Below are 23857 nucleotides of genomic sequence, written 5' to 3' on the forward strand. Positions count from 1 at the left end.
CGGTGCGCCGTTCACAATATGAGATGGGTTGCTCACATAGTGATACGAGTCGATAAACTCGTAGGCATGAGCGAATCCTTGAATATTGCCGTCATTCCAGGTGATGGCATTGGTCCTGAAGTAATTGCCGAGGCCGTGAAGGTCCTGAAGAAGGCAACCGAAGCCTCTGGCGTGCAGTTGGCACTGACCGACTATAAGCTCGGTGCCGAGCATTGGCTGGAGACGGGGGAGACCCTTCCGGAGGAGACGCTCACTGCGCTCCGCGGCCATGACGCCATCCTCTTCGGTGCTGTCGGCGCAGCGCCGGGGGATACCCGCATTCCTTCGGGGTTGATCGAGCGCGAAATGCTCCTCAAGCTGCGCTTCAGCCTGGATCACTTCGTGAACCTGCGCCCCTCCAAGCTTTACCCAGGGGTCCCGAGCCCGTTGGCAAACCCCGGCGAAATCGACTTCATCGTCGTCCGCGAAGGCACCGAGGGACCCTACGTCGGTAACGGCGGCGCCCTGCGCGTGGGTACACCGCACGAAATCGCCACCGAAGTGTCAATCAACACTGCCCACGGCGTCGAGCGAGTCGTGCGCGACGCCTTCCGCCGTGCCAATGAGCGTACCCGCAAGCATGTGACGCTGGTCCACAAGCACAACGTGTTGGTCTTTGCCGGCCACCTGTGGCGCCGGACCGTTGAGGCAGTCGCTGCCGAATTCCCGGATGTCACCCACGACTACCTGCACGTCGATGCCGCAACCATCTTCATGACGACCAACCCGTCGCGCTTTGACGTCATCGTCACCGACAACCTCTTTGGCGACATCCTCACCGACCAGGCCGGCGCCATCACCGGTGGCATTGGCCTGGCCGCATCCGGAAACATCAACATGGACCGCACCGCGCCTTCAATGTTTGAACCGGTCCACGGATCGGCCCCCGACATCGCCGGCCAGCAAAAGGCGGACCCGACTGCGGCAATCCTTTCGGCAGCCCTCCTGCTTGACCACGTGGGTCTTCCAGAGGCGGCCCGCCGGGTTGAGGAAGCAGTGGAAAGCGACATTGCCTCACGCGATGAAATGACCGATCCGCGCACCACGGCGGAGATCGGCGATGCAATCGTTGCCGCACTGGCTTAAGCTGGTGACTAGGTTCATTTAGGAACCAATTCTTAGGGTGGCAAGCCCCTGCTGGCTTGCCACCGCAACACCCTGTCGAAGAGGAAGCCTGACGGCATCATGGAATTCATTGAAGATCTCTCAACTCACCGTAAAAGCGATCAGGAACGCGCCGAGATTCTGGCGAACCCAGGTTTTGGGGATTTCTTCACTGACCACACCGCGGTCATCGACTGGTCGGCCGATGGTGAAGGACCGCAGGGCACTTGGAGCAACGCGCGCATCGAACCCTACGGCCCTATTGCCATGGATCCAGCGGCCTCGGTGCTGCACTATGGCCAGGAAATCTTCGAAGGCCTAAAGGCCTACCGCCATGCAGACGGCAGCATCTGGACGTTCCGTCCGCATGCGAACGCAGCCCGCCTGAATCGATCCGCCGAGCGCCTGGCGCTTCCGCAGTTGGACGAGGAAGCTTTTGTCGAGTCACTGCGACGATTGGTCAAGGCGGATGTGCACTGGGTCCCCAGCGGTGACGGTGAAGCGCTCTACCTCCGCCCCTTCATGATTGCCACGGAGGCCTTCCTGGGCGTTCGGGCGGCTCGCAAGGTTTCCTACCGCGTCATTGCGTCCCCGGCCGGCAACTACTTCGGCGGGGAGCTGAAGCCGGTGGGCATTTGGGTGTCACACAACTACGCGCGCGCCGGACGCGGCGGCACCGGGGCTGCCAAGTGCGGCGGCAACTACGCCGCTTCCCTTGTTGCGCAACTAGAGGCCGAACAAAACGGCTGCAAGCAGGTCCTCTTCCTCGACCCGTTCAACAATGAGGCGGTGGAAGAACTTGGTGGCATGAATGTCTTCTTCGTGATGAAGGGCGGCAAGCTCGTCACCCCGCGCCTGACCGGCACCATCCTTGAAGGCATCACACGTTCCTCGATCATCCACCTGGCCACGGACCGCGGCCTTGAGGTGGAGGAACGCACCATCACCCTGGGTGAATGGCGCGAGGGCATTGCCAGCGGGGACATCCAGGAGGTCTTTGCCTGCGGCACCGCCGCCGTCATCACCCCGATTGGCGTATTGAAGAACGGCGACGAGCTCATCGGCGATCCGGAAGCACCCGCAGGAGAAGTGACCATGGCGCTGCGCGAAGAATTGCTGGGCATCCAGACCGGTGCCGTTGAAGACCGTCACGGTTGGCTCGAACGAATGGCCTAAGTCGTTTGCGTAGACTTTGTTGGGTGTGACTTTATGAGTCACACCCAACTTGCTGTCATGCCGAGGTAGCCTCCGATGAGGCATCACGAACGCTTCCGAGGTTCCGTGGCTACTTCCGCAACGCCAATATCATTCTGGTTGACGAAAACCCGTCCATCGTGGGTTGCTGTCATGACCGTACCGGTCGCGGAGGTTCCGTGAACCTTGCGCAAGGTGCCGTTCTGGAGGTCAACTACGTGCATTGCACCTTCCACGGCGTGAACGAAGCGGTGGCTGTCACCCAACTGCTCGACGCTGGCATAGGACCATCCCGGACGGAAGTTTTTGTCTAGTAGGCCGGTAAAGGCGTGGCTCTGGACAAGGGTGCCGTTGGATGCCTTGAGGATCACGAGTCCCTCGAGGGTCGCTGCCACGATCCTGTCAGCTACCAAGATCGGCTTCATGGCTGCCTTGTGGCCGGGGATGTGGCGGGTCCATGCCAATTTTTTAGTTGCCAAGTCAAAGGCGAAGACCTTGGCGTTCCCCTTAGTGTCCGGGAGACCGTATCCGTTGCGCGTGGAGGTTGTCCCATAAACATATTTTTCGTCCGCCACCAGTCCTATTATGGAATGGTTCGGGATCAGCTTGTTGTAGACGCCTTCGATGGTGTCGGTCAAAGGATCGATAATGCCTAGGGCACCTCCGCTCAGCCCGTACTCGGGAACGGTTCCAAAGAATACGTGAGTCTTGTTCCTCGCCCATCCATAGGGCCTGGACTGGCCATACTTGGTACGCAGTCGCTCCAAGAGTTTGAAGGCGCTATTGCCCTCCGCCGCACGTGAAGTGGCGAAGCTGATGATGTCTCCGGAGCCGTAGGAACCGATGAAGGTTTTCTTCGCGTCCCACTGGACCATTCCCGATATCTGGTTTGGTGCCACGGTATCCAGCGACTGCCAGTGTGCCCCGTTGTCGGGGTTCAAAGTGGCGATGCCTTGACCTTGAAAGCCCCCGACGTAGAGCTTGCCATCAGTATGGGCAAGAAGGCTATGAACGGCCACTCCCGCGCCCTTGAGTGTGGTGGACGATTGAATCGTGGCCTTCTTGGTTTTCAAATCAAACCTGTGGGTCACGGCTTCGGTTCCGTCGCGGTTGAGGATATAGACGCTGTCGTTGCCGGTCCAGATGTGTTCGGGGGAGGCGACGCCTAGGCTGCCCAGCGGCGTATCCTTTCCGGTCGTGGCATCGGTTGAGTAAAGCACCTTGTTGTTGATCCAGAAGCTTGTCTGCGTGCCGGGAGAACCGGCGCTTTGTCGCTGTGCCATCTCCAATGCGGCGGTGGTTATTTTCTTGGTTCGGTGGTTCCAAACTAGTTGGGTCTTCACCTTGTCGGCGTTTATCAGGACACGATCGCCGTTCACTGTGATCTGGTTGACGAAACCAACCGGGGGAAGCATCGGAAGCTTTAGGGTCGTCCGTTTGCCAGGCGATTCGGCAGGGAAGCAAACTACCTTGGGCACGGTGGTTCCCGTGCCTACGTATACTGTGTCGTCGGCGGTGATGGCCAGTGAACGGACATAGTCGGAATTGGCGTCGATGCGGGGGAGCTGGGCAAACTTCTTCGTAGTTGGCGTGTAGTTCCACACGACGCCTCCGGGGTAGCTTCCGCCCCATAGTCGTCCTGTTGAATCAATGGTCAGTCCATAGAGGCTGGCGGCTTTTGGTGCCACCTGACCCAGGACGACAAGGTTAGCCTCGTCGTAGTGGTAGCCGTAAATGCGTCCGTTCGTTGCGCCCACGTACAAGGTTCGTGTTTTCGGGTCCCAGGCCAGCCCTCGTGCGATCAAGTTCTGGGGAAGGGTAATGACCTTTTCCAGGACCCCACCGAGAGGGTCTATGATCTGGAGTTGGTTGCTCTGGGCCGTCATGATGATTGCCAGCCGCGGTGCGCCCGCACGGGTGCTGATGGAGGCCACCTGGGAAATCGACGTCATCACGTACACGTCATTGAACGTCTTGACGACGCCGCGCGCTGGTTGCAGCATCCGCAACGTTCTGGGCCATGCCCTCTGAGCGGCAGTTGGTGGTTTCGGCGACGGCGTATTGACGTGGTGCCGATCTTGCAAAGAATCGCCAGCGAATAGCCCGGATGTCGCTACAAGTCCTAGTCCAAGCAAGGTACGCCGCTGGATATTAAGCTCATCGGTACAAAGCGGAACAGAAACTCCGTGGTTCTGGTTTGCATCTGACGGGTCGTCCATCATCCTCCTTCAGGGCGGTAGTGACAGTTATCCAAATTTTCCCCTGACTCAATCCGGCGGTAATTCACGATTCACGGGAATCTGTCCGCTTTGGTGACGAAAACAACTCGGAAGCGTGTGACGAATTTGAGGCGGCGTTCTAGGTACAGACTGGCGTCGTTTTTCCCTAGTTCCGACATCAACAGACCTCAAATCTCCATATGGTAGACGGCATTCGAGCGTCGGCATTATCCATTTAACTCTATCTAGATATTGCTCCTACGGCCTAAACACTGCGACAACAAGAAATTTTGCGACTCGAGACCCCTGTTGCCATGGCACAAGTAGGGATTGGACTGATATTCGAGCTGCATTTGTCTTCCCGACTGGGCACCCTGAGATTTATGGCGATTTGGCATCTAACGGCCTGACCCGATTAGACTGGGAGTACGCATGGATATGAATCCCATTCATGATCTTGCTGATTGCACTTGCGACATCCAATGACATTGTTGTTGAGAGCCAGCGCACCACCCGGAAATAATGCTTTTTAAGCAGGCCGGGCAAGGATTCCGGGGAGCTGAAGGGTTCGTCGGGACGAGATGCTATTGGCTAGTAGCCCACTTGACTGCGCTTAAGAACTCCAAATCCGAAATCAAGAAGCAACAATCTCGCATGTTCCACCACGTCACGAATGTACCGAGACAGGGGGGGATCAAAGCACAGGCAGTACGCGTCCTCAAATAGAGACTGCAATCATTATGAAACATATCTAGACTGGACAACATGCGTATTTTGGTCACCGGCGGTGCCGGCTACATTGGATCCCACACGGTCCTGCTTCTGTTGGAAGAGGGACACGAGGTCCACGTCATTGACAACCTGAGCAACGCCTCGCCCGAGGCCCTGCGGCGGGTCGCCGAACTTACCGGCCACCACGCCCAACTGCATGTCGGCAACTTGTTGGATGAGAGCCGCCTCGGGGACGTGTTCGATGCGTCCAGGCCGGAGGCCGTCATCCATTTTGCCGGGCTCAAGGCAGTGGGGGAGTCCGTTTCCGAACCCCTGAAGTACTACCGCAACAACGTCACCGGCACGCTCAACCTGCTGGATGCCATGGAAGCCCACGACGTTCGCACATTGGTCTTTAGCTCATCGGCCACCGTCTACGGAGAAACGCTCGAACTCCCGATCACTGAATCAACGGCGTTGTCTGCCACCAATCCGTATGGCCGGACCAAGCTTCACATTGAAGGAATGCTTGATGACCTTGCAGGTTCGGACCAGCGTTGGTCCATTGCGAAGCTTCGCTATTTCAACCCGGTGGGTTCACATGAATCCGGCCGGATAGGCGAGGATCCGCAAGGCATCCCCAACAACCTGATGCCGTACATTGCGCAGGTGGCTGTAGGCGTTCGCGAGCGAGTCAACGTATTCGGGGGAGACTACCCGACGCCGGACGGAACAGGCGTGCGAGACTACATCCATGTTGTGGATCTTGGTGCCGGGCATCTCGCTGCACTTGAATATCTCCACGACCATGGCGGATTGCACGCCTGGAACCTGGGAACCGGACACGGCTCCTCGGTGCTTGAGGTCATCCAGGCATTCGCCCGAACTTCTGAACGGGAGATCCCCTACGAGGTCGTGGACCGCCGCCCAGGTGACGTGGCGGCGAGTTACGCCGATCCCACGTTGGCCCGTGAGGAAATCGGCTGGAAGGCCGAACGCGGCCTCGAGCAAATGGTCGAGGACATGTGGCGGTGGCAGTCAAACAATCCCACCGGCTATCCCGAGGACGAACCTGCCGACCAGCATGACGAGGATCAAACCGAGGAAGACGTGGTCAAGCGACAGAAGCAGAAGCGCGCACCCGACTCCAGCGAAGCCACTAAGCTATAAACCATGCGTATTGCTCGTTTTGTCGTTGACAGTGACCCCATGTACGGCGTCGTGGAAGAGGACGAGGTCATCGTCATTTCCGGCGACCCCTTCTTCCAAGGAATCAAGCCAACCGGCGTCAAGCACAAGCTTGAGGATGTCCGGTTGCTCGCCCCCATCATCCCCCGTTCCAAGGTGGTGTGCTTCGGTCGTACCTACGCCGACCATGCCGCCGAACTTGGCAACGAAGTGCCGACCGAACCCTTGATGTTCCTGAAGCCAAACACTTCCGTTGTCGGCTCGGGTGACCCGATCACCTTGCCGTCCTTCTCCGAGGAAATCTCCTACGAGGGAGAGCTCGCGGTTGTCATTGGGAGAATCTGCAAGGACGTTCCCGCCGAAAAGGCCCAAGACGTGGTCTTCGGCTACACCATCGCCAATGACCTGACCGCACGCGATGCCCAGCGGACAGACGGACAATGGGCTCGGGCCAAGGGCTGGGATGGCTCATGCCCGCTGGGACCATGGATCCAGACCGAGCTGGACCACGAGGACACCCAGCTGATCACCCGGCTCGATGGAAACGTCGTCCAGGACGGCAACACCTCCGACATGGTCTGGGGTATCAACGACCTGATTGCCTACGCGTCCCAGGCCTTTACCCTGCTACCCGGTGACGTCATACTCACCGGTACCCCGGCCGGCGTCGGTTTGGTGACCGAGGGACAGCGCGTGGACGTGGAGATCGAGGGAATCGGCACCTTGAGCAATCCGTTCCGCCGCTAAATTCCCGGTTGGACCCTTGCAACGCAGTTGGCCCCGGTATCCGGGGCCAACTGCAGTTATGCTCCCCGACTGCGCGCTTCAGCACTGTGCTGGCGGGTTGACTAGGTGTGGGGACATAGAATGGTCACATCATGACTGATGTATCCCTCATTCCCACCGTGACCGATGAAACCCCCGTCCGCGTACGCTTCTGCCCGTCTCCGACCGGCACACCGCACGTAGGCCTGATTCGCACCGCCCTGTTCAACTGGGCCTATGCGCGCCACACCGGCGGAAAAATGATTTTCCGCATCGAAGACACCGACGCCAAGCGCGACTCGGAGGAAAGCTACCACCAGTTGCTGGACGCCTTGGACTGGCTCGGGATCACCTGGGATGAGGGTGTCAACGTCGGCGGTCCTCACGAACCATACCGCCAGTCCCAGCGCGGGGACATCTACCAGGACGTCATTGCCAAGCTCCGTGCGGGCGGGCATGTCTACGAATCCTTCTCCACCCCCGAGGAAGTCGAAGATCGCCACAAGGCTGCCGGCCGGGACCCGAAGCTGGGCTATGACGGCTTCGACCGTAACCTCAGCGAAGAGCAGATTGCCGCCTACCGTGCCGAAGGCCGCGAGCCGGTGTTGCGCGTGCGCATGCCGGACGAAGACCTGACCTTCACCGACCTGGTGCGCGGGGAAATCACCTTCAAGGCCGGCTCCGTCCCGGACTTCGTAGTGGTGCGCGCCAACGGCCAGCCGCTCTACACGCTGGTTAACCCTGTCGACGACGCGCTGATGGGCATTACCCACGTGCTGCGCGGCGAGGACCTCCTCTCCTCGACCCCCCGCCAGATCGCCTTGTACCGCGCGTTGATTGAAATCGGTGTCGCCCAGTACATGCCTCTCTTTGGCCACTTGCCCTACGTGATGGGCCAGGGGAACAAGAAGCTTTCGAAGCGCGACCCGGAATCGAGCCTGTTCCTGCACCGGGACCGCGGTTTCATTCCCGAGGGACTGCTGAACTACCTGTCCTTGCTTGGCTGGTCCTTGAGCGCCGATGAAGACATCTTCACCCGGGACCAGCTCATTGAGGCTTTCGACGTCCACGACGTGCTCTCCAACCCGGCACGCTTTGACATCAAGAAGGCAGAAGCCATCAATGGCACCCACGTGCGCATGTTGGATGCCGCTGACTTCCGCGAACGCCTGATTCCCTACCTCAGGTTCCAGGGCCTGGTCGGGGAGCAGCTAACGGAACGCCAGCATGAGATCCTGACCGAGGCCGCTCCGCTGGTCCAGGAGCGGATCACGCTGCTAGGCGAGGCGCCCGACATGCTTGAATTCCTCTTCACCGAGGACTCGGCCATTGAGCCTGCCGCCGATGCCTTGAAGGGACTGCCGGAGAACACCGCCGAAGTCTTGGACGCCGGCCTGGCCGCGCTCGAGGCAGCAACGCAGTGGGACGCCGAGACCATCCAGGACGTCTTGAAGTCCTCCTTGGTCGAAGGACTGGGCATCAAGCCGCGCCACGCATTTGGGCCCATTCGCACTGCCGTGTCCGGCAAGCGGATCTCCCCTCCGCTGTTTGAGTCGATGGTGATTCTGGGCAAGGAATCCTCACTCAACCGCGTACGCGCGTTCCGGGCCACCCGGTAAGCAGGAGCAAGCGAGAATCGTGGACAACGCGACCAGCGCCCTCAACTCAATTCACGGTGCACGTTCCGTGGCCCGGGTTGAGGGCGTTCTCTTTGACATTGACGACACGCTGGTGGATCTCAATGCCGCCGCAGTCAAGGGATTTCACTTCCTCACCTCCGAAGACTTCAGGGACGTTCCCGATAGCCTGAGGGAGCATGCGGCGCGGGACTATGCCGATGACGGTGCTGGGGCCTATGAGCGCTACATGGCCGGGGAACTGACATTCCTGGGCCAGCGCGCTGAACGAATCCGGCGCGCCTATGGACTTGCCGGATTGGATGCCCCGTCGGCAGAGGCCCTTGGCGTTTGGAGCGCACGCTACGAAGACGTGGTTCAGGGCATGTGGGCGCCATTCCCCGACGTGCACGACTGCCTTGATGCCCTGGACGCCCTTTCCATTCCCTACGGGGCCGTCAGCAATAACGTGGAAGACTACCAACGCCGCAAATTGGAACTTTCGGGGCTGGGGCGGATCGAAGTACTCGTGGGGTCGAATACCGCCGGGGCGCCGAAGCCGGATCCGGGGCCGTTCCATGCAGGTTGCCGGTTGCTCGGCACCGCCCGCGGCGCGACCCTCTACGTCGGGGACAACCCGGTCAACGATGTGCAGGGTGCCATCGACGCGGGACTGCAGGGAATCCTGCTGGATCGTGCGCCAGATCACAAAACCAGATCGACCGAAATCCTGCAAAATCTTGGTTCTTTGGCCGCCATAATCACCGGAAACTCGGGGTTTTTGGCCCATTAGGATCCTAGTGGGCCCCCGATTTGTACTTTCCGCAGATCCGCCGGTATAGTTATTTCTCGTGCTGAGGCGCACGAAAGCTTTCGAAGAGAAAGCCGGAGAGCGAATCAACGCTGTGGGGTATGGTGTAATTGGCAACACACTGGTTTCTGGTACCAACATTCTAGGTTCGAGTCCTGGTACCCCAGCGTCACGGTCTTCGCGAAAGCGAGGACCGGTCTGCGTGGGGGACGAAAGTCCCCACGCAGAGCATACGGCCCCATCGTATAGCGGCCTAGTACGCTGCCCTCTCACGGCGGTAACGCGGGTTCGAATCCCGCTGGGGTCACGATTCATTGGAATCGGACGGTAACAGTCCTAAAACGTTGCAGCTATGCGGCCCCATCGTATAGCGGCCTAGTACGCTGCCCTCTCACGGCGGTAACGCGGGTTCGAATCCCGCTGGGGTCACGAGCACAATGGTTCCAAACTTCGGTTTGGGACCATTTGTCGTTAAGACGGGTTTTCCCAAGGTCCCTGGAATTCTTCGGCTAGCTTACGAATAAAAATCCAAAGTGTTTGGCATGATGTAGTGGTGACTACTAGCAATGGCTCTGAACCCCTAGGTTCTCCACCACTCTCGGCCGTGCCGGCCGACATGGAAGCCATCAACCTGCTCACCGGCGTTCGAACGAATCTTGCGGACAGCATCTTGCCGCTTGAAATTGCAGGCGTTGCCCAGGCACGCGAAAACGCGCGTAGCGCAGTGGAACAACTCGACGACTACATCCTGCCGCGATACCGCAGCCTGGATGCACCCCTGTTGGCCGTGGTGGGCGGCTCAACCGGAGCAGGGAAGTCCACACTGGTCAATGCCCTGGTGGGACACCCTGTCACCCGTGCCGGGGCCATTCGACCCACCACCCGCCAACCAATCCTCCTCCACCACGAGTTGGACCGTGCCTGGCTGGAAAACGACAGGATCCTCCCCGGCCTGCGGCGCATCACCGGAACCGCAGTCAGCCGAGACCAACACATTCCTGCGGCACGGGTTGGTGCCACGCCGGACGCCGCGCTGACCGACTCCATCATCTTGTTGCAAGATGACGCAGTCCCACGTGGCTTGGCCATTCTTGATGCTCCAGACGTGGATTCCATCTCGGATGAAAACCGCCGTCTGGCCGGCCAGCTGTTGTCTGCCGCCGACCTCTGGATCTTTGTCACGACGGCCAACCGTTACGCGGACGCCGTACCCTGGAAACTTCTCTCCGAGGCCGCCGGGCGCAATATCACCTTGGCAGTCGTCCTGGACCGCGTGCCGGCAGGTCTCGAGGATGAGATCGCCACTGACCTGCGCGGTATGCTCCTGCGCGAAGGTCTGGGCGGCGCCGAGCTTTTCGTGGTTCCGGAATTTGACCTCGACGAGATGGACATGCTGCCTGCCAAAGCGGTTGATCCGCTCAAGGACTGGCTGGGTGAGCTGGCTGCCAATGCCGAATCACGGGCATCGATTGCCCGCCAAACGCTGGCCGGGGTGCTTGGCCAGCTCGCGGATCGCAGCGATGTCATTGCCGTGGCCATGGGGGAGCAGGAGACCAGCGGCAGCCGCCTGGCCCAATACGCCGATGAGGCTTTTGAACAGGCACACGAGGGAATTCTGTCCAGCGTGCAAGACGGAACGCTGTTGCGTGGCGAGGTTTTGGCACGGTGGCAGGACTTCGTAGGCACCGGCGAGTTTTTCCGTTCCCTTGAATCCGGCATTGGCCGGCTTCGGGATCGGATCGGTGCCTTTTTTACCGGCAAGCCCAAACCCGTGGACCATGTGGAAGAGGCCATAGAAAGCGGTCTGCATGCCGTGGTGGTCGACCAGGCCGCCAAGGCCAGTGAAACCACTGAAGAGCGCTGGCGGGCCGACCCGGCAGGCAAAGCCCTGGTGGGCACCGCCAATCTCGGTTCACTGTCTCCCGGATTCTCCGAACAGGTGGCAGAGCAGGTGCGCGCCTGGCAAGGGGACCTGATGGAAATCATCCGCACCGAGGGTGCCAGCAAACGCATGACCGCACGCATGGTGTCCTTCGGCGTCAACGGAGTCGCCGTGGCACTGATGGTGGTCGTCTTCGCCTCCACCGCCGGATTGACGGGACTGGAAGTCGGAATCGCCGGCGGATCGGCCGTGGTCGGGCAGAAGCTGCTCGAGGCGATCTTTGGCGAAGACGCTGTGCGCAGGCTCACCAAGCAGGCAAAGGATTCCCTGGCCGACCGGTGCACGGCCCTGCTGGAGACGGAAAAGCAGCGATTCATCTCGCGCCTGGAAAACATCCCCACCGCACAGGACGCCAAAGTCATGAAACAGAATTCGGCAGCCATCCGCCGACTGGCCCGGGAGCAAGGTGCATGAGCCGCCGACGTCAAACCACCACCGTGAGCCCGCTCGAACGTCGGCTTGAAGCGCTCAAGCTAGCCACCGAACTGGGTACCGACCGCCTTGAGCCTGCGGTGAGCGATGCTTCGTGGCAAGTGCTAGAGCGGGCTTCAACCCGCAGAACACTCTCCGCGGAGCATACGGTGGTCGGATTTTTCGGAGCGACGGGCAGTGGAAAGTCCTCCTTGTTCAATGCGATCGTGCGACAGGACCTCGCACGGACCGCCGCAACCCGGCCGACCACCAGTCAGCCAATGGCAGGAGTCTGGGGAGGCCCAGGATCCGAACCGTTGCTTGATTGGCTGGGCGTGCAGGAACGCCACCTCATTGACACGCCCTTGCGACTGGAAAAGAAGGGGCTCTTTGGATCGGAGAAGGAAGCCAGCGGCCTGATCCTTTTGGACCTACCGGACTTTGACTCCACCGTTGCAGCCAATCGCGAGATCGCCACCAAGCTCGCCGGCCAGGTCGACGTCTTGATTTGGGTGCTCGATCCCCAAAAGTATGCGGACGCGGCTGTCCACCATGATTTCATCAGGCCTCTGGCTACCCACGGCTCGGTCACCTTGGTGGTCCTGAACCAAATTGACAAGCTGAAGGAAAACCAGCGGGAGCCCGTGATGGATTCGTTGCGCTCCATCCTTCTGGCAGACGGCCTGGCAAGTCCACGCATACTTGGCGTCTCGGCGCTTACCGGCGAGGGCCTGGATGCCCTGCGACAGGAGATTGCCCGGGTGGTCACCGAACGTGGTGCCGCGACAAATCGACTGACCGCCGACGTGGCCACCATCGCGGGCCGGATGGCGGAGGGATCCCGGGAAGAGGAACTCAAGCTGCCCGGGGAGCCTGCCAAGAAGGCATTGACCGTGGAGCTGGCCGCGGCCGCGGGTGTGAATACGGTGGTGGATGCCGTGCGCACCTCCTATCGGATGGACGCCCACAAGAAGACCGGCTGGCCACTGACCCGATGGCTGGCCAAGGTCCGACCCGACCCTTTGCGCCGGCTCAACCTCAAGAGCGCGGATGTAAACCCCAAGCTCAATCGCACGTCCCTTCCTGCCCCAGGTGCCGCGCAGCGGGCTCAAGCTGATTCAGCGGTTCGGCGATACGCGGACGAGGCAAGCGCCGGAGCGCCAGAAGCCTGGAAGGGATCGATCCGCCGGGCGGCGCGCGCCGGTGAGGCAAAGCTTCCCGACGAGTTGGACCAGGCAATTGCCAACACCGCTATCGGTGCCGCCAAGGGGTCCTGGTGGTGGCCGATCGTCTCCGTCATCCAGTGGATATCATTGGTCACAGCCCTTGCGGGCGCGCTCTGGCTTGGCGCCCTGTTCGGTGCGCAGTACCTACAATTCACCTTGCCCGAGGTTCCAAAGGTCGAAGGCTTCCCTGTCCCCACATTGATGCTCTTCATTGGCATATTATTAGGCATTGTCTTGGGGCTGGCCACAGGGCTGATCGCCCGCATCGGCGCTGCGGGACGCGCCCGCAAGGCCCGACGAGCGCTGTATGCTTCGGTTGGTGCCGTGGCGGAGCGCTCGGTCATTGAGCCGGTAGGCGCGGAAATCACCAGACACAATCATTTCATTGGAGCCTTGCAACGTGCCCGCAGCTGATCTCATGACCGTAGGAAACCTTGGAGAAAGCGGGCTTCTGAAAAGGATACTGCCGCGGTTGCAGGGGGCTCCGGCGTTGCTCGGCCCGGGTGACGATGCGGCCTTGATTGCCGCTCCCGGTGGAAAGTTTGTCATCACTGTGGACACGCTCGTGGAAAACCAGGACTTCAGATTGAGCTGGCCCAGTGGTTTTCGGAGCAGCGGGTTCGACGTCGGATGGAAGTCCGCCGCCCAAAACCTCTCCGATGTGAATGCAATGGGTGCCATTGCGACGTCGGCAGTGATTTCGCTGACGTTGCCACACTCCACCCCCATATCTTGGGTGGAGGATTTGGCCGATGGATTCAGCTCTGCCGTGCGTGAACTGGGAGCCGGCGAGTGCGCCATCGGCGGGGGAGACCTGGGCAGGGGAAGCGAGCTGTCCATTACGGCGGCAGTCACCGGCGCCCTTGCCACAGACCGTGCGGTCCTTCGCAGCGGTGCGAGGCCCGGGGATGTGGTGGCGGTTGGCGGCGTGCTGGGCGTAGCTGCGGCCGGCCTGGCACTCATGGATTCATCGGTTTCGCACGTGGAATGGACTGAAGATGAGAAGGCTCTTGTCCTTGGCCAACGGCGGCCTACCCCGCCACTGGCGGCTGGGCCCGGTGCTGCCCGCGCCGGAGCTTCGGCCATGATGGATCTTTCCGACGGGTTGCTCAAGGATGGTCGTCGCATGGCCATTGCCAGTGGAGTAGCCATTGATTTCGATACCCGTTCCCTGGAGGCCGACGCGCTACGGCTGTCCCGGGCTGCCTCGAGGCTGGGCAGGGAAGCGATGGACTGGGTCCTCGGAGGAGGGGAAGACCACGGGCTATTGGCCACGTTCCCGAAGGTTGAGGATTTGCCCGACGGTTTCCGGGCCGTGGGCATGGTCAGGAAATCCACTGGCGGCGAGCCGGGCGGGGAAGTTCTCCTGGACGGCAGGAGAGCAGATTCCGCCAAGGGATTTGACCACTTCGAAGGCTAAGGCGTCGCTTATCCGATGTTCACGGTGAACTCACCAAACCGGGTTGCCGGAGCGTTCGGTGGAAACGATCTTCCCTTAGTCCCCGGTTTTGCGCAGTGCCTCGGTCAGGGCATTGGCGGTCTGCACGACGACTTCCTGGTGGGCCTTGCCGGGCTGTCGTGAGAGACGTTCAATGGGCCCCGACATTGACACTGCCGCGATGACACGTCCGGAAGGTCCACGCACGGGAGCAGATACCGAGGCAACGCCGGGTTCGCGTTCGCCCAGGCTTTGGGCCCAGCCCCGTCGCCTGACTCCTGCCAGGATGGTGGGAGTGAAGCGTGCGCCGTGCAATCCATCCAACAGCCGTTCGTGGTCTTCCCATGCCAAAAGGACCTGCGCGGCCGAACCTGCCTTCATCGACAGTTGGGTTCCGACAGGAATCGTGTCGCGGAGGCCCACCGGCCTTTCGGCGGAGGCCACGCACACGCGGTAGTCGCCCTGTCGACGAAACACCTGGGTGCTTTCCCCGGTGGAATCCCGCAATTGGATCAGCAGCGGACCAGCTGCGGCTATGAGTCGGTCTTCGCCCGCCGCAGAGGCGAGTTCCACGAGGCGGCCGCCCAGGACGAATCGTCCATGGATGTCCTTGCCGACAAGACGATGGTGCACGAGTGCCTGGGCCAGACGGTGCACTGTTGGCCGTGAGATCTTGGTCAGGGAGACCAACTGGGCAAGGGAGGTTGGCCCGGCCTCAAGGGCATTGAGGATGAGGGCCGCTTTGTCGATGACGCCAACGCCACTTGATGTGTCCATAGTTTGATATTGCTATCTCACTATTTGAGATGCAAATCCGCTTACTGGATATTACGTGTGCGTGGGTGGAACAGTTAAGACATAGGACTTTTATCAAGTGAGGGAGTCGGTTATGGCCGCACACCAGGCAGCACAGACGCTGGCCGAAAAAGTATGGAACGCACACGTCGTTCGCAAGGGCGAGGGAGCAGGCGGTGCGCGCCAGCCGGACCTGATCTACATTGACCTGCACCTGATCCATGAGGTGACATCCCCGCAGGCCTTCGAGGGTCTTCGTTTGGCGGGGCGTCCCCTGCGCCGCCCCGACCTGACGATTGCCACCGAGGACCACAACACCCCGACGCTGGAAATCGACAAGCCGATTGCGGATCTGACCAGCCGCACGCAGATCGAGACCCTGCGCAAGAACTGCGCCGAGTTCGGAGTTCGCCTGCACTCGCTGGGCGACAAGGAGCAGGGCATCGTTCACGTGGTCGGCCCGCAGCTTGGCCTGACCCAGCCGGGCATGACCGTGGTTTGTGGTGATTCCCACACCTCGACCCATGGTGCATTCGGCGCTTTGGCCTTCGGCATCGGCACCTCCGAGGTCGAGCACGTCATGGCGACGCAGTCCCTTTCCTTGAAGCCATTCAAGACCATGGCCATCAACGTCGAGGGCACCCTGAAGCCGGGTGTGACGGCAAAGGACATCATCCTTGCGGTCATTGCCAAGATCGGCACCGGCGGCGGACAGGGCTACGTGCTGGAATACCGTGGCTCGGCAATCCGTTCGCTGTCCATGGATGCCCGCATGACCATCTGCAACATGTCGATCGAGGCCGGTGCCCGTGCCGGCATGATTGCACCGGATGCAATCACCTACGAATACATCAATGGGCGCCCGCACGCGCCACAGGGTGCCGACTGGGATGCGGCTGTTGCCGAATGGGACACGCTCGCCACGGACGAAGGCGCAACCTTTGACTCGGAGGTGTTCCTCGATGCCAACGACTTGGAGCCCTTCGTCACCTGGGGCACCAACCCCGGACAAGGGATTTCGCTTTCCGGCAAGGTTCCCGCCCCCGAGGACTTTGACGACGAAAATGCGCGTGCAGCCTGCGAACGGGCGCTCGAATACATGGGACTGGAAGCCGGAACGCCCATGAAGGACATTCGTGTGGACACGGTGTTCCTGGGTTCCTGCACCAATAGCCGCATGGAAGACCTGCGCGCCGCCGCCAGCATCATCCAGGGGCAGGAAAAGGATGCAGATATCCGCATGATCGTGGTTCCGGGTTCTGCCCGGGTGCGCTTGGAAGCCGAAGCCGAAGGGCTTGACAAGATCTTCAAGGACTTTGGTGCCGAATGGCGATTCGCCGGGTGCTCCATGTGCCTGGGCATGAACCCGGACCAACTTGCAGAGGGCGAGCGCTGTGCCTCGACCTCGAACCGCAACTTCGAGGGACGCCAGGGCAAGGGTGGACGCACCCACCTGGTCTCGCCATTGGTTGCCGCTGCAACCGCGATCCGCGGGACCCTTTCCTCGCCCTCGGATCTCGCGACCTCTTCCTCCGCCGCAAAAGTAGCCTAAGGATTCATCATGGAGAAAATAAACACCCATACCGGAATCGGCGTTCCGCTGCGCCAAAGCAACGTGGACACCGACCAGATCATCCCGGCCGTCTACCTCAAGCGCATCACACGCACCGGGTTCGAGGATGCCCTCTTTGCGGGATGGCGCAAGAACAAGGACTTCATCCTTAACCAGGAACCATTCTCCAAGGGCTCGGTCCTGGTGGCGGGACCCGACTTCGGTACCGGTTCCTCGCGCGAACATGCCGTCTGGGCCCTGAAGGATTACGGTTTCAAGGCAGTCCTTTCCTCCCGTTTTGCCGACATCTTCCGTGGCAACTCGGGCAAGCAGGGCCTGGTTGCCGCCGAGGTGGCACAGAGCGACATCGAGTTGATCTGGAAGGAAATCGAGAACCACCCCGGCACGGAAGTGACAGTGGACCTCGAAGCCCGGACCGTCACGTGCGGATCCATCATTGCGCCGTTCGAGATTGATGACTACACGCGCTGGCGCCTCATGGAAGGTCTTGATGACATCGGATTGACCCTCCAGCACGAGGCAGACATCACGGCTTATGAATCACAGCGTCCGGCCTTCAAGCCCACCACGCTTCCGGCCCGCTATTCCTAGCCTTAGCTGACCGCTTAACGCCGCTGCCCAGCTCCTCGGTTACTGCTACTCACCCCGGAATTCCGGGGGATTCAACGACCGAGGTGGCTGGCGGCGCGACCAGCGTTACATTTTCGATACAGCCTCCGGCAATGCCGGGGGCTGTATGCTTGCTTAGTCTTCCCTTCGGATTCGAAGGCCAAACAATTTCTGGTGAGGTACTCAAGTTCATGGCGAAAGTCCTAACGATTCATGGTGGCGTGCCACTCAAGGGAAAAGTGACCGTCAGGGGTGCCAAGAACCTGGTTCCCAAGGCCATGGTTGCGGCCCTTCTGGGTGATTCGCCCTCTGTCTTGCGCAACGTCCCGGAGATCAAGGACGTCGCAGTTGTCACCAGCCTGCTGAAGATCCACGGCGTCACCGTCACCAAGGATGAAGCCACCGGCGACCTGACCATGGACCCCAGTGGCACCAAGACAGCCACCAGCAATGAGATCGATACGCACGCCGGCGACTCACGCATCCCCATCCTCTTTTGCGGCCCCCTGCTTCACAGCCTGGGCGAGGCCCTGATTCCCAACCTTGGCGGTTGCAAGATCGGTGACCGTCCGATTGATTTCCACCTGGACGTGCTGCGCCACTTCGGTGCCGTAATCGACAAGGCAGGCCCACTGGGCACCAGCATCCGTGCACCCCACGGCCTGACTGGTGCCAAGATTTCCCTGCCCTACCCGAGTGTTGGCGCCACCGAACAGGTGCTGCTGACCGCCGTGCGCGCCAAGGGAACCACCGAGGTCGAGAACGCTGCCATCGAGCCTGAAATCCTCGACCTTATTTCCCTGCTTCAAAAAATGGGTGCCATCATCACGGTTGGCCGTGACCGGGTCATTCGCATCATCGGTGTCGACCGCCTGAACGGCTACAACCACAAGGCGTTGCCGGACCGCAACGAATCCGCATCCTGGGCCTCCGCCGCCCTGGTCACCAATGGAGACATCTACGTCGAGGGCGCAGCCCAGCGCGACCTGACTGCCTTCCTTCACACCTACCGCCAAATCGGCGGCGAGTTTGAGGTCACCGACGGGGGAATCCGCTTCTTCCACCCGGGCGGGGAGCTCAAGCCGTTGATCCTTGAAACAGACGTCCACCCCGGATTCATGACCGACTGGCAGCAGCCCCTGGTCGTTGCATTGACCCAGGCTTCCGGCGTATCCATCATCCACGAAACCGTGTATGAAAACCGTTTCGGTTTCACCAACGCCCTGGTGGAAATGGGTGCCAAGGTTCAGCTCCACAGCGAATGCCTGGGAGCCATCCCGTGCCGCTTTGGCCAGCGCAACTTCCAGCATTCAGCCGTCATCACCGGACCCACCCCGCTGGTCGGTGCGGACATCGACATCCCGGACCTGCGCGGAGGATTCTCCCACCTGATCGCGGCACTCGCCGCCGAGGGCACCAGCCGCGTCACCGGGATCGAACTGATCAACCGTGGCTACGAGAAGTTCATGGACAAGCTCACTGACTTGGGTGCGCGCGTCGAGATGAACGAAATCGCCTGATCCGCATAGGCTGACCTGCATGAAAGAATCCCGCGGTACAAAAACCGCGTTTGCAATAGCGGCCGGAATCGTTCGACCGATCATGAACCTCATGATCGGAAGAACGTGGCAGGACTTCGACAAGCTGCCCAGCGGCGGGTTCATCCTGTGTCCCAACCACGTGACGGAAATTGATCCCTTGGTTGTCGGCCATGCTATCTACAGCAGCAAGCGCTACCCGCGCTACCTGGCCAAGGAATCCTTGTTCAAGGTCCCGGTGCTGGGCAACATGCTGCGCCGGACAGGACAGGTTCCCGTTGCGCGCACCTCCACCGGGGCATCGCAGTCACTCAAAACGGCCCGCGAGGTACTGGACGCCAACGGTGTCATCATTATTTACCCCGAAGGCACCTTGACCAGGGACCCTGACCTGTGGCCGATGCGCGGCCACACCGGTGCCGCCCGCCTCGCGCTGCAAACCGGCGCCCCGGTCATTCCCATGGCACATTGGGGAGCGCAGGACTTGTTTCCACGCTATGCCAAGGGAATTAGGCTCTTCCCGCGCCGCCACGTGACGGTCATAGCCGGAGACCCGGTGGACCTCGATGACCTTCGTGATGTCCCCTTGACAAGGACTGTTCTCGCGGAGGCCACCGAACGCATCATGCGCGCGTTGGCCAAGGACGTGGCCCGACTGCGCGGGCAGGATGCGCCCAAGGTCCTGTGGGATCCGGCGCACCACGGCCAGGCAACCCAGGGACGAAATTTCGAGAACGGTTCGCCATCGAAGCAAACGAAGGAAAACGATTTATGAGGCCCGCTCCGAGGAAAATTGCAGTGATGGGTGCCGGCAGCTGGGGCACAACATTTGCCAAGGTCCTGGCCGACTCGGGCGCCGAAGCCGGGACGGAGGTCATGGTCTGGGCACGCCGCGACGAAGTGGCAGTTGAAATCAACACCCGCCACACCAACTCGCGCTACCTGCGCGAAACGGTATTGCCCTCCAATATCACCTCGTCATCGAAAACCGCCGAGGTCCTTGCGGGAGCCGAGTTGGTTGTCCTGGCCGTGCCGGCCCAAAGCCTGCGCGAACAACTGCATTCCTTCAAGGAATTCCTGGATCCAAACGCTGTCCTGATGTCCCTGATGAAGGGCCTGGAGCGGGACACCGATGCCCGCATGAGCGAAGTGATCTCGGCCGAAGTCGAAATATCGGACGAACGCATTGCCGTGCTGTCCGGACCCAACCTGGCCATGGAAATAGCCCGCAAGCAACCCACCGCGTCGGTGGTGGCTTGCACGGATATTGACACCGCCACCTGGATCGCTTCGCTGTGCTCCACCGACTACTTCCGTCCCTACACCAACACGGACGTCATTGGCGTTGAAATCGGCGGCATTGCCAAGAACGTCATTGCCCTGGCCGTGGGAATCTGCGACGGCCTGGGCATGGGGGACAACACGAAGTCCTCGATCATCACACGTGGCCTTGCCGAGACCACTCGTCTTGCGCTGGCACTGGGTGGAAGCTACGAAACGCTTTCGGGCCTTGCAGGCCTGGGAGACCTTGTGGCCACGTGCTCTTCCTCGCTTTCCCGCAACAACACCGCCGGTCGCCTGCTGGGCCAGGGCCTGTACCTGGATGAGGTCAATGACCGAATGTCCCAGACGGCCGAGGGCATCAAGTCGGGCAGGGCAGTCTTGGACCTGGCCACTCGCCACAATGTAGAAGTACCCATTACCGAGGCAGTAGTCATGGTTCTGGAAGGCACGCTGAGCGTGGAGAACATGGGAGCACGTCTGTTGGGGCGTCAATTAAAGTCTGAAGGTGAGCTCAAATGAGTCAAGTGAATGCACACAAGCCCCGGGTCATGCTGCTCTTCGGCGGCCGCTCCTCCGAGCACCCCGTCAGCTGTGTCACTGCTGCAGGCGTGCTCGAGGCAATTGACCGCGAAAAGTACGAGGTTGTTCCGGTGGGAATCACCCGCGACGGAGCATGGACCCTGGTGGACCAGGACGTCACCTCCTGGTCGCTGTCAAACAGCCAGAAGCCCGAAGTGACCGCCGGGTCCGAGATCCTGCGCCTGACCGGGGAGCCGGGCAGCCACGAACTTCTTGCCTCCAATGACAGCCACGCCGTGCGCAGCCTGGGCGACATCGATCTGGTGTTCCCGTTGCTGCACGGTCCGTTTGGCGAGGACGGCTCATTGCAGGGAATGCTGGAAATGGTGGATGTGCCGTACGTGGGTTCGGGCATTGCCGCAAGCGCCATCGGCATGGACAAGCACTTCATGAAGGTGGTCTTCGAAGCCGCCGGATTCGAAGTCGGGCCCTACGTTGTCATTCCGGACAAGCACTGGGAACGAGACCAGGCGGCATGCCTGAAATCCGTTGAAGGTCTTCAATACCCGCTCTTCGTCAAGCCAGCCCGTGCCGGCTCCTCGGTGGGCATCTCCCGCGTGGACACCGCGGACGCACTTCCGGCGGCCATCGAGGCCGCCCGCATCCACGACCCCAAGGTGATCGTGGAACAAGGCATCGTCGGGCGCGAAATCGAATGCGGCGTCCTGGAAGGCCGCGGTTCGCTGCCACCTAGGGCTTCAATGCCCGGAGAAATCGTGGTCGAAGACGCCGGACACACGTTCTACGACTTTGACGCCAAGTATGTCGACGGGGCTGCAGCCCAGCTCAGCTGCCCGGCCGAACTGGAGACCGCTGCCACGGACGAAGTGCGCCGGCTGGCGGCCGAGGCCTTTGAGGCGGTGAACGCCGAAGGGCTGTCCCGCGTTGACTTCTTCTACACGCCCGAGGGCAAGTGGATCATCAACGAGATCAACACCATGCCCGGGTTTACGCCCTCAAGCATGTACCCGCACATGTGGTCCAAGACCGGACTTGAGTATGCCGACCTCATTGACGAACTGATCCATTTGGGACTCAGCCGCAAGACCGGTCTGCGCTAAAAACCGCCTCGCGCATCCAGGGGGGGGTCCTTCAGCAAGCTTCGCTTCGCTGAAGGACCCCCACCTTCATCTCCACCACTTGTTTAGGGCACGTCCACGGTCTTGCTGACCGTGGTGCAAGTGCGCTGTGCGGGAATCTTCGAAGCAGCGGAAGACAGGGTGGCCAGGATGGTGCTGGACGGAATCACATTTGGGTCAAAGACCAATTCCGTGGCCGGCGTCCGGCCATAGGTGGTGAGCGTCCAGGCTTCCTCGCCCTCCTTCGCCAGCCAATCAACCCCGTTCACGCTGACGCATGGATCAGTGGACGGAGGAGGCGCCGTGACCCCGCAACGAAGCACCAATTGCGCCGGGTCTCCCCAGACGGCCGTGGCCTGGCTATTGGTCTGACGCTTCTGCTGATCCGAAATTTCCGGAGGAAGCAAGACCATCATCTCGGCACACAAGGGATTGCCCGCGTCATCCGCCGGCTGGACATTTGCGATGGGGGAGCAGCCCGAGAGCACGAACAAGCCGGTCAGGGACGCGGCGATTGCCGTGGCGAATTTCACGCCGTGCACCCTTCGAGGGGATGCGTTCCTGATAAGGGACTGTGAGTTCGGGGAATCTGAGCTGGTAAAAATCAATCTGGGCACTTAAACAGCCTACCGGTCGCGCGACATGACTAGGATGTAAAGAAGTATTTGCTTGAGAGGCATAAATGACACATTTGAACGGGTCCTTCCAGGACACCGGCTACGAAGAGCCGAAAAAGAAGAAACGCACCGGACTGATGATATTGCTGGGTGCAGTATCGCTGGTGTTGATCGCGTTGCTCGTGGCCGGAGGGTACCTGTTGTCGCTGGCGCGCAGCTTCGACAGCGGGACCACGAAGTTGACGGATGCGTTCCCTGAAGAGACGTTGCGGCCGGAGAAGGCCGAAACCGCCAAGGACGCTACGAACATCCTGCTTCTTGGCAGTGACACACGCGCCACGAACCAAGGCGGGGAAGAATTTGCCGAGCTGCCGGACGGCGGCCGTTCTGACACCATGATGTTGGTGCACATTCCGGCGAATCGCGAAGGCGTCTACGTCACCTCCATCATGAGGGATACCTGGCTGGATATTCCTGGCCACGGCAAGGCGAAAATCAACGCTGCATTTGCGTTGGGTGGAGTTCCGCTGACCGTCCAAACGCTTGAGGGTTTGCTGGACACGCGCATCGACCACGTTGCGTCCATCGACTTTGAAGGCTTCAAGGGCCTGACCAACGCACTCGGAGGGGTGGAGATCAACAACCCCATCGCCTTCAAGCAGAACCTCGCCAACGGTTACGCATTCCCCAAGGGGGTCCAGACACTGGATGGAGAAGAAGCCTTGGCCTTCGTTCGCGAGCGCTACGCGTTCACTGACGGTGACTACCAGCGGGTCCGGAACCAACAGCTTTTCGTCAAGGCCATCATGAGCACCATGATGTCCAAGGAAACCCTGACGGATCCGGGAAAGATATCGGCCACCGTCCAGGAGTTCGCTCCCTACGTCGCAGTGGACGAAACCCTCGATGCGATGAAGGTCGCAACGCTGGGCAGCTCCATGGCCAACGTCCGTTCCAGCGACATGACCTTCTTCACGCTTCCCAACAACGGCACCGGCCGCTCAGCGGACGGTCAGTCGATTGTCATTCCCGACATGGCCGTGGTTTCCGAATTCGCCGAGGCCCTGAAGCAAGACAACGTGGGACAATTTATAGAGGATAACGGTCTCTAAGGATCGA

The 23857-nt window shown here is 60.6% G+C and carries 19 protein-coding genes and 3 tRNA genes; 19 read left to right on the plus strand and 3 right to left on the minus strand.

Annotation, left to right across the window (positions count from 1 at the left end; all coding sequences use genetic code 11):
• Positions 1-66: 66 nt before the first annotated feature.
• Together Q2T94_RS17005 and Q2T94_RS17010 are read left to right on the plus strand one after the other, a co-directional pair.
• Positions 67-1125, plus strand: coding sequence for a 3-isopropylmalate dehydrogenase (locus Q2T94_RS17005; RefSeq protein WP_302265898.1), 1059 nt, complete (start codon positions 67-69; stop codon positions 1123-1125).
• Between the two features lie 99 nt (positions 1126-1224).
• Positions 1225-2319, plus strand: coding sequence for a branched-chain amino acid aminotransferase (locus Q2T94_RS17010; protein WP_302265899.1), 1095 nt, complete (start codon positions 1225-1227; stop codon positions 2317-2319).
• A gap of 83 nt (positions 2320-2402) precedes the next feature.
• On the opposite strand, the gene Q2T94_RS17015 is transcribed toward Q2T94_RS17010, so the two are convergent.
• Entirely contained in the window at positions 2403-4340 is a 1938-nt protein-coding gene (locus tag Q2T94_RS17015) for a ligand-binding sensor domain-containing protein (protein WP_302265900.1), read from the minus strand.
• Positions 4341-5321: 981 nt separating this feature from the next.
• Between Q2T94_RS17015 and galE the strand changes: the two genes are divergently transcribed.
• From galE to thiL, 10 genes are all read left to right on the plus strand, one after another.
• Positions 5322-6437 carry a UDP-glucose 4-epimerase GalE gene (gene galE / locus Q2T94_RS17020; RefSeq protein ID WP_302265901.1) on the plus strand — a complete coding sequence of 372 codons (1116 nt, stop codon included), beginning with the start codon at positions 5322-5324 and terminating at the stop codon, positions 6435-6437.
• A 3-nt stretch (positions 6438-6440) separates the two neighbouring features.
• Complete coding sequence (locus Q2T94_RS17025; protein WP_302265902.1) at positions 6441-7202, plus strand: fumarylacetoacetate hydrolase family protein; 762 nt, start codon at positions 6441-6443, stop codon at positions 7200-7202.
• A gap of 131 nt (positions 7203-7333) precedes the next feature.
• The gene (gltX, locus tag Q2T94_RS17030) at positions 7334-8839 is read left to right on the plus strand and encodes a glutamate--tRNA ligase (RefSeq protein ID WP_302265903.1); all 1506 of its coding nucleotides are present in this window, start codon (positions 7334-7336) and stop codon (positions 8837-8839) included.
• A 19-nt stretch (positions 8840-8858) separates the two neighbouring features.
• A complete protein-coding gene (locus Q2T94_RS17035; RefSeq protein ID WP_302265904.1) occupies positions 8859-9629 on the plus strand; it encodes an HAD family hydrolase in 771 nt (256 codons plus the stop codon).
• Between the two features lie 113 nt (positions 9630-9742).
• Positions 9743-9814 (plus strand) — tRNA-Gln (locus Q2T94_RS17040).
• A 67-nt stretch (positions 9815-9881) separates the two neighbouring features.
• Positions 9882-9954 (plus strand) — tRNA-Glu (locus Q2T94_RS17045).
• 49 nt (positions 9955-10003) lie between these two features.
• Positions 10004-10076: transfer RNA gene (locus Q2T94_RS17050), tRNA-Glu, on the plus strand.
• Between the two features lie 187 nt (positions 10077-10263).
• Positions 10264-12003 (plus strand): dynamin family protein, encoded by a 1740-nt coding sequence (locus tag Q2T94_RS17055; protein WP_302265905.1) that lies wholly within the window; start codon positions 10264-10266, stop codon positions 12001-12003.
• Positions 12000-13640: a GTPase gene (locus Q2T94_RS17060; RefSeq protein ID WP_302265906.1), complete on the plus strand. Its 1641-nt coding sequence runs from the start codon at positions 12000-12002 to the stop codon at positions 13638-13640. The genes Q2T94_RS17055 and Q2T94_RS17060 overlap by 4 nt, the downstream gene beginning before the upstream one ends.
• 4 nt (positions 13641-13644) lie before the next feature.
• Complete coding sequence (gene thiL / locus Q2T94_RS17065; protein ID WP_302266454.1) at positions 13645-14646, plus strand: thiamine-phosphate kinase; 1002 nt, start codon at positions 13645-13647, stop codon at positions 14644-14646.
• 75 nt (positions 14647-14721) lie between these two features.
• Here thiL and Q2T94_RS17070 read toward each other — a convergent pair whose 3' ends face one another.
• The gene (locus Q2T94_RS17070; RefSeq protein WP_264269797.1) at positions 14722-15441 is read right to left on the minus strand and encodes an IclR family transcriptional regulator; all 720 of its coding nucleotides are present in this window, start codon (positions 15439-15441) and stop codon (positions 14722-14724) included.
• A 112-nt stretch (positions 15442-15553) separates the two neighbouring features.
• Between Q2T94_RS17070 and leuC the strand changes: the two genes are divergently transcribed.
• The 6 genes from leuC (at position 15554) to Q2T94_RS17100 (ending at position 22103) form a co-directional block, all read left to right on the plus strand.
• Entirely contained in the window at positions 15554-17011 is a 1458-nt protein-coding gene (gene leuC, locus Q2T94_RS17075; RefSeq protein ID WP_302265907.1) for a 3-isopropylmalate dehydratase large subunit, read from the plus strand.
• A 9-nt stretch (positions 17012-17020) separates the two neighbouring features.
• Entirely contained in the window at positions 17021-17623 is a 603-nt protein-coding gene (gene leuD, locus Q2T94_RS17080) for a 3-isopropylmalate dehydratase small subunit (RefSeq protein ID WP_264269795.1), read from the plus strand.
• Between the two features lie 209 nt (positions 17624-17832).
• Entirely contained in the window at positions 17833-19161 is a 1329-nt protein-coding gene (gene murA / locus Q2T94_RS17085) for a UDP-N-acetylglucosamine 1-carboxyvinyltransferase (RefSeq protein ID WP_264269794.1), read from the plus strand.
• Between the two features lie 19 nt (positions 19162-19180).
• Positions 19181-19954: a lysophospholipid acyltransferase family protein gene (locus Q2T94_RS17090; RefSeq protein ID WP_302265908.1), complete on the plus strand. Its 774-nt coding sequence runs from the start codon at positions 19181-19183 to the stop codon at positions 19952-19954.
• Positions 19951-20982 (plus strand): NAD(P)H-dependent glycerol-3-phosphate dehydrogenase, encoded by a 1032-nt coding sequence (locus Q2T94_RS17095; protein WP_302265909.1) that lies wholly within the window; start codon positions 19951-19953, stop codon positions 20980-20982. The genes Q2T94_RS17090 and Q2T94_RS17095 overlap by 4 nt, the downstream gene beginning before the upstream one ends.
• On the plus strand, positions 20979-22103 hold the full coding sequence (locus Q2T94_RS17100; RefSeq protein WP_302265910.1) for a D-alanine--D-alanine ligase family protein: 1125 nt from the start codon (positions 20979-20981) through the stop codon (positions 22101-22103). Before Q2T94_RS17095 ends, Q2T94_RS17100 begins: the two co-directional genes overlap by 4 nt.
• Before the next feature lie 83 nt (positions 22104-22186).
• On the opposite strand, the gene Q2T94_RS17105 is transcribed toward Q2T94_RS17100, so the two are convergent.
• Positions 22187-22654, minus strand: a complete 468-nt coding sequence (locus Q2T94_RS17105; RefSeq protein ID WP_302265911.1) for a DUF3515 domain-containing protein — start codon at positions 22652-22654, stop codon at positions 22187-22189.
• A 149-nt stretch (positions 22655-22803) separates the two neighbouring features.
• On the opposite strand from Q2T94_RS17105, the gene Q2T94_RS17110 reads away from it, so the two are divergent.
• Positions 22804-23850 (plus strand): LCP family protein, encoded by a 1047-nt coding sequence (locus tag Q2T94_RS17110; RefSeq protein ID WP_302265912.1) that lies wholly within the window; start codon positions 22804-22806, stop codon positions 23848-23850.
• The last annotated feature ends 7 nt before the right edge of the window (positions 23851-23857 follow it).

Origin of the sequence: Paeniglutamicibacter sulfureus (genome assembly GCF_030512175.1) — a bacterium.
Taxonomy (GTDB): Bacteria; Actinomycetota; Actinomycetes; order Actinomycetales; family Micrococcaceae; genus Paeniglutamicibacter; species Paeniglutamicibacter sulfureus.

Coding starts and splice junctions, on each gene's coding strand:
- Q2T94_RS17005 (WP_302265898.1), top strand. CDS start 67: ATGAGCGAATCCTTGAATATTGCCGTCATTCCAGGTGATGGCATTGGT.
- Q2T94_RS17010 (WP_302265899.1), top strand. CDS start 1,225: ATGGAATTCATTGAAGATCTCTCAACTCACCGTAAAAGCGATCAGGAA.
- Q2T94_RS17015 (WP_302265900.1), bottom strand. CDS start 4,340: ATGCTGCAACCAGCGCGCGGCGTCGTCAAGACGTTCAATGACGTGTAC.
- galE (WP_302265901.1), top strand. CDS start 5,322: ATGCGTATTTTGGTCACCGGCGGTGCCGGCTACATTGGATCCCACACG.
- Q2T94_RS17025 (WP_302265902.1), top strand. CDS start 6,441: ATGCGTATTGCTCGTTTTGTCGTTGACAGTGACCCCATGTACGGCGTC.
- gltX (WP_302265903.1), top strand. CDS start 7,334: ATGACTGATGTATCCCTCATTCCCACCGTGACCGATGAAACCCCCGTC.
- Q2T94_RS17055 (WP_302265905.1), top strand. CDS start 10,264: ATGGAAGCCATCAACCTGCTCACCGGCGTTCGAACGAATCTTGCGGAC.
- Q2T94_RS17060 (WP_302265906.1), top strand. CDS start 12,000: ATGAGCCGCCGACGTCAAACCACCACCGTGAGCCCGCTCGAACGTCGG.
- thiL (WP_302266454.1), top strand. CDS start 13,645: ATGACCGTAGGAAACCTTGGAGAAAGCGGGCTTCTGAAAAGGATACTG.
- Q2T94_RS17070 (WP_264269797.1), bottom strand. CDS start 15,441: ATGGACACATCAAGTGGCGTTGGCGTCATCGACAAAGCGGCCCTCATC.
- leuC (WP_302265907.1), top strand. CDS start 15,554: ATGGCCGCACACCAGGCAGCACAGACGCTGGCCGAAAAAGTATGGAAC.
- leuD (WP_264269795.1), top strand. CDS start 17,021: ATGGAGAAAATAAACACCCATACCGGAATCGGCGTTCCGCTGCGCCAA.
- murA (WP_264269794.1), top strand. CDS start 17,833: ATGGCGAAAGTCCTAACGATTCATGGTGGCGTGCCACTCAAGGGAAAA.
- Q2T94_RS17090 (WP_302265908.1), top strand. CDS start 19,181: ATGAAAGAATCCCGCGGTACAAAAACCGCGTTTGCAATAGCGGCCGGA.
- Q2T94_RS17095 (WP_302265909.1), top strand. CDS start 19,951: ATGAGGCCCGCTCCGAGGAAAATTGCAGTGATGGGTGCCGGCAGCTGG.
- Q2T94_RS17100 (WP_302265910.1), top strand. CDS start 20,979: ATGAGTCAAGTGAATGCACACAAGCCCCGGGTCATGCTGCTCTTCGGC.
- Q2T94_RS17110 (WP_302265912.1), top strand. CDS start 22,804: ATGACACATTTGAACGGGTCCTTCCAGGACACCGGCTACGAAGAGCCG.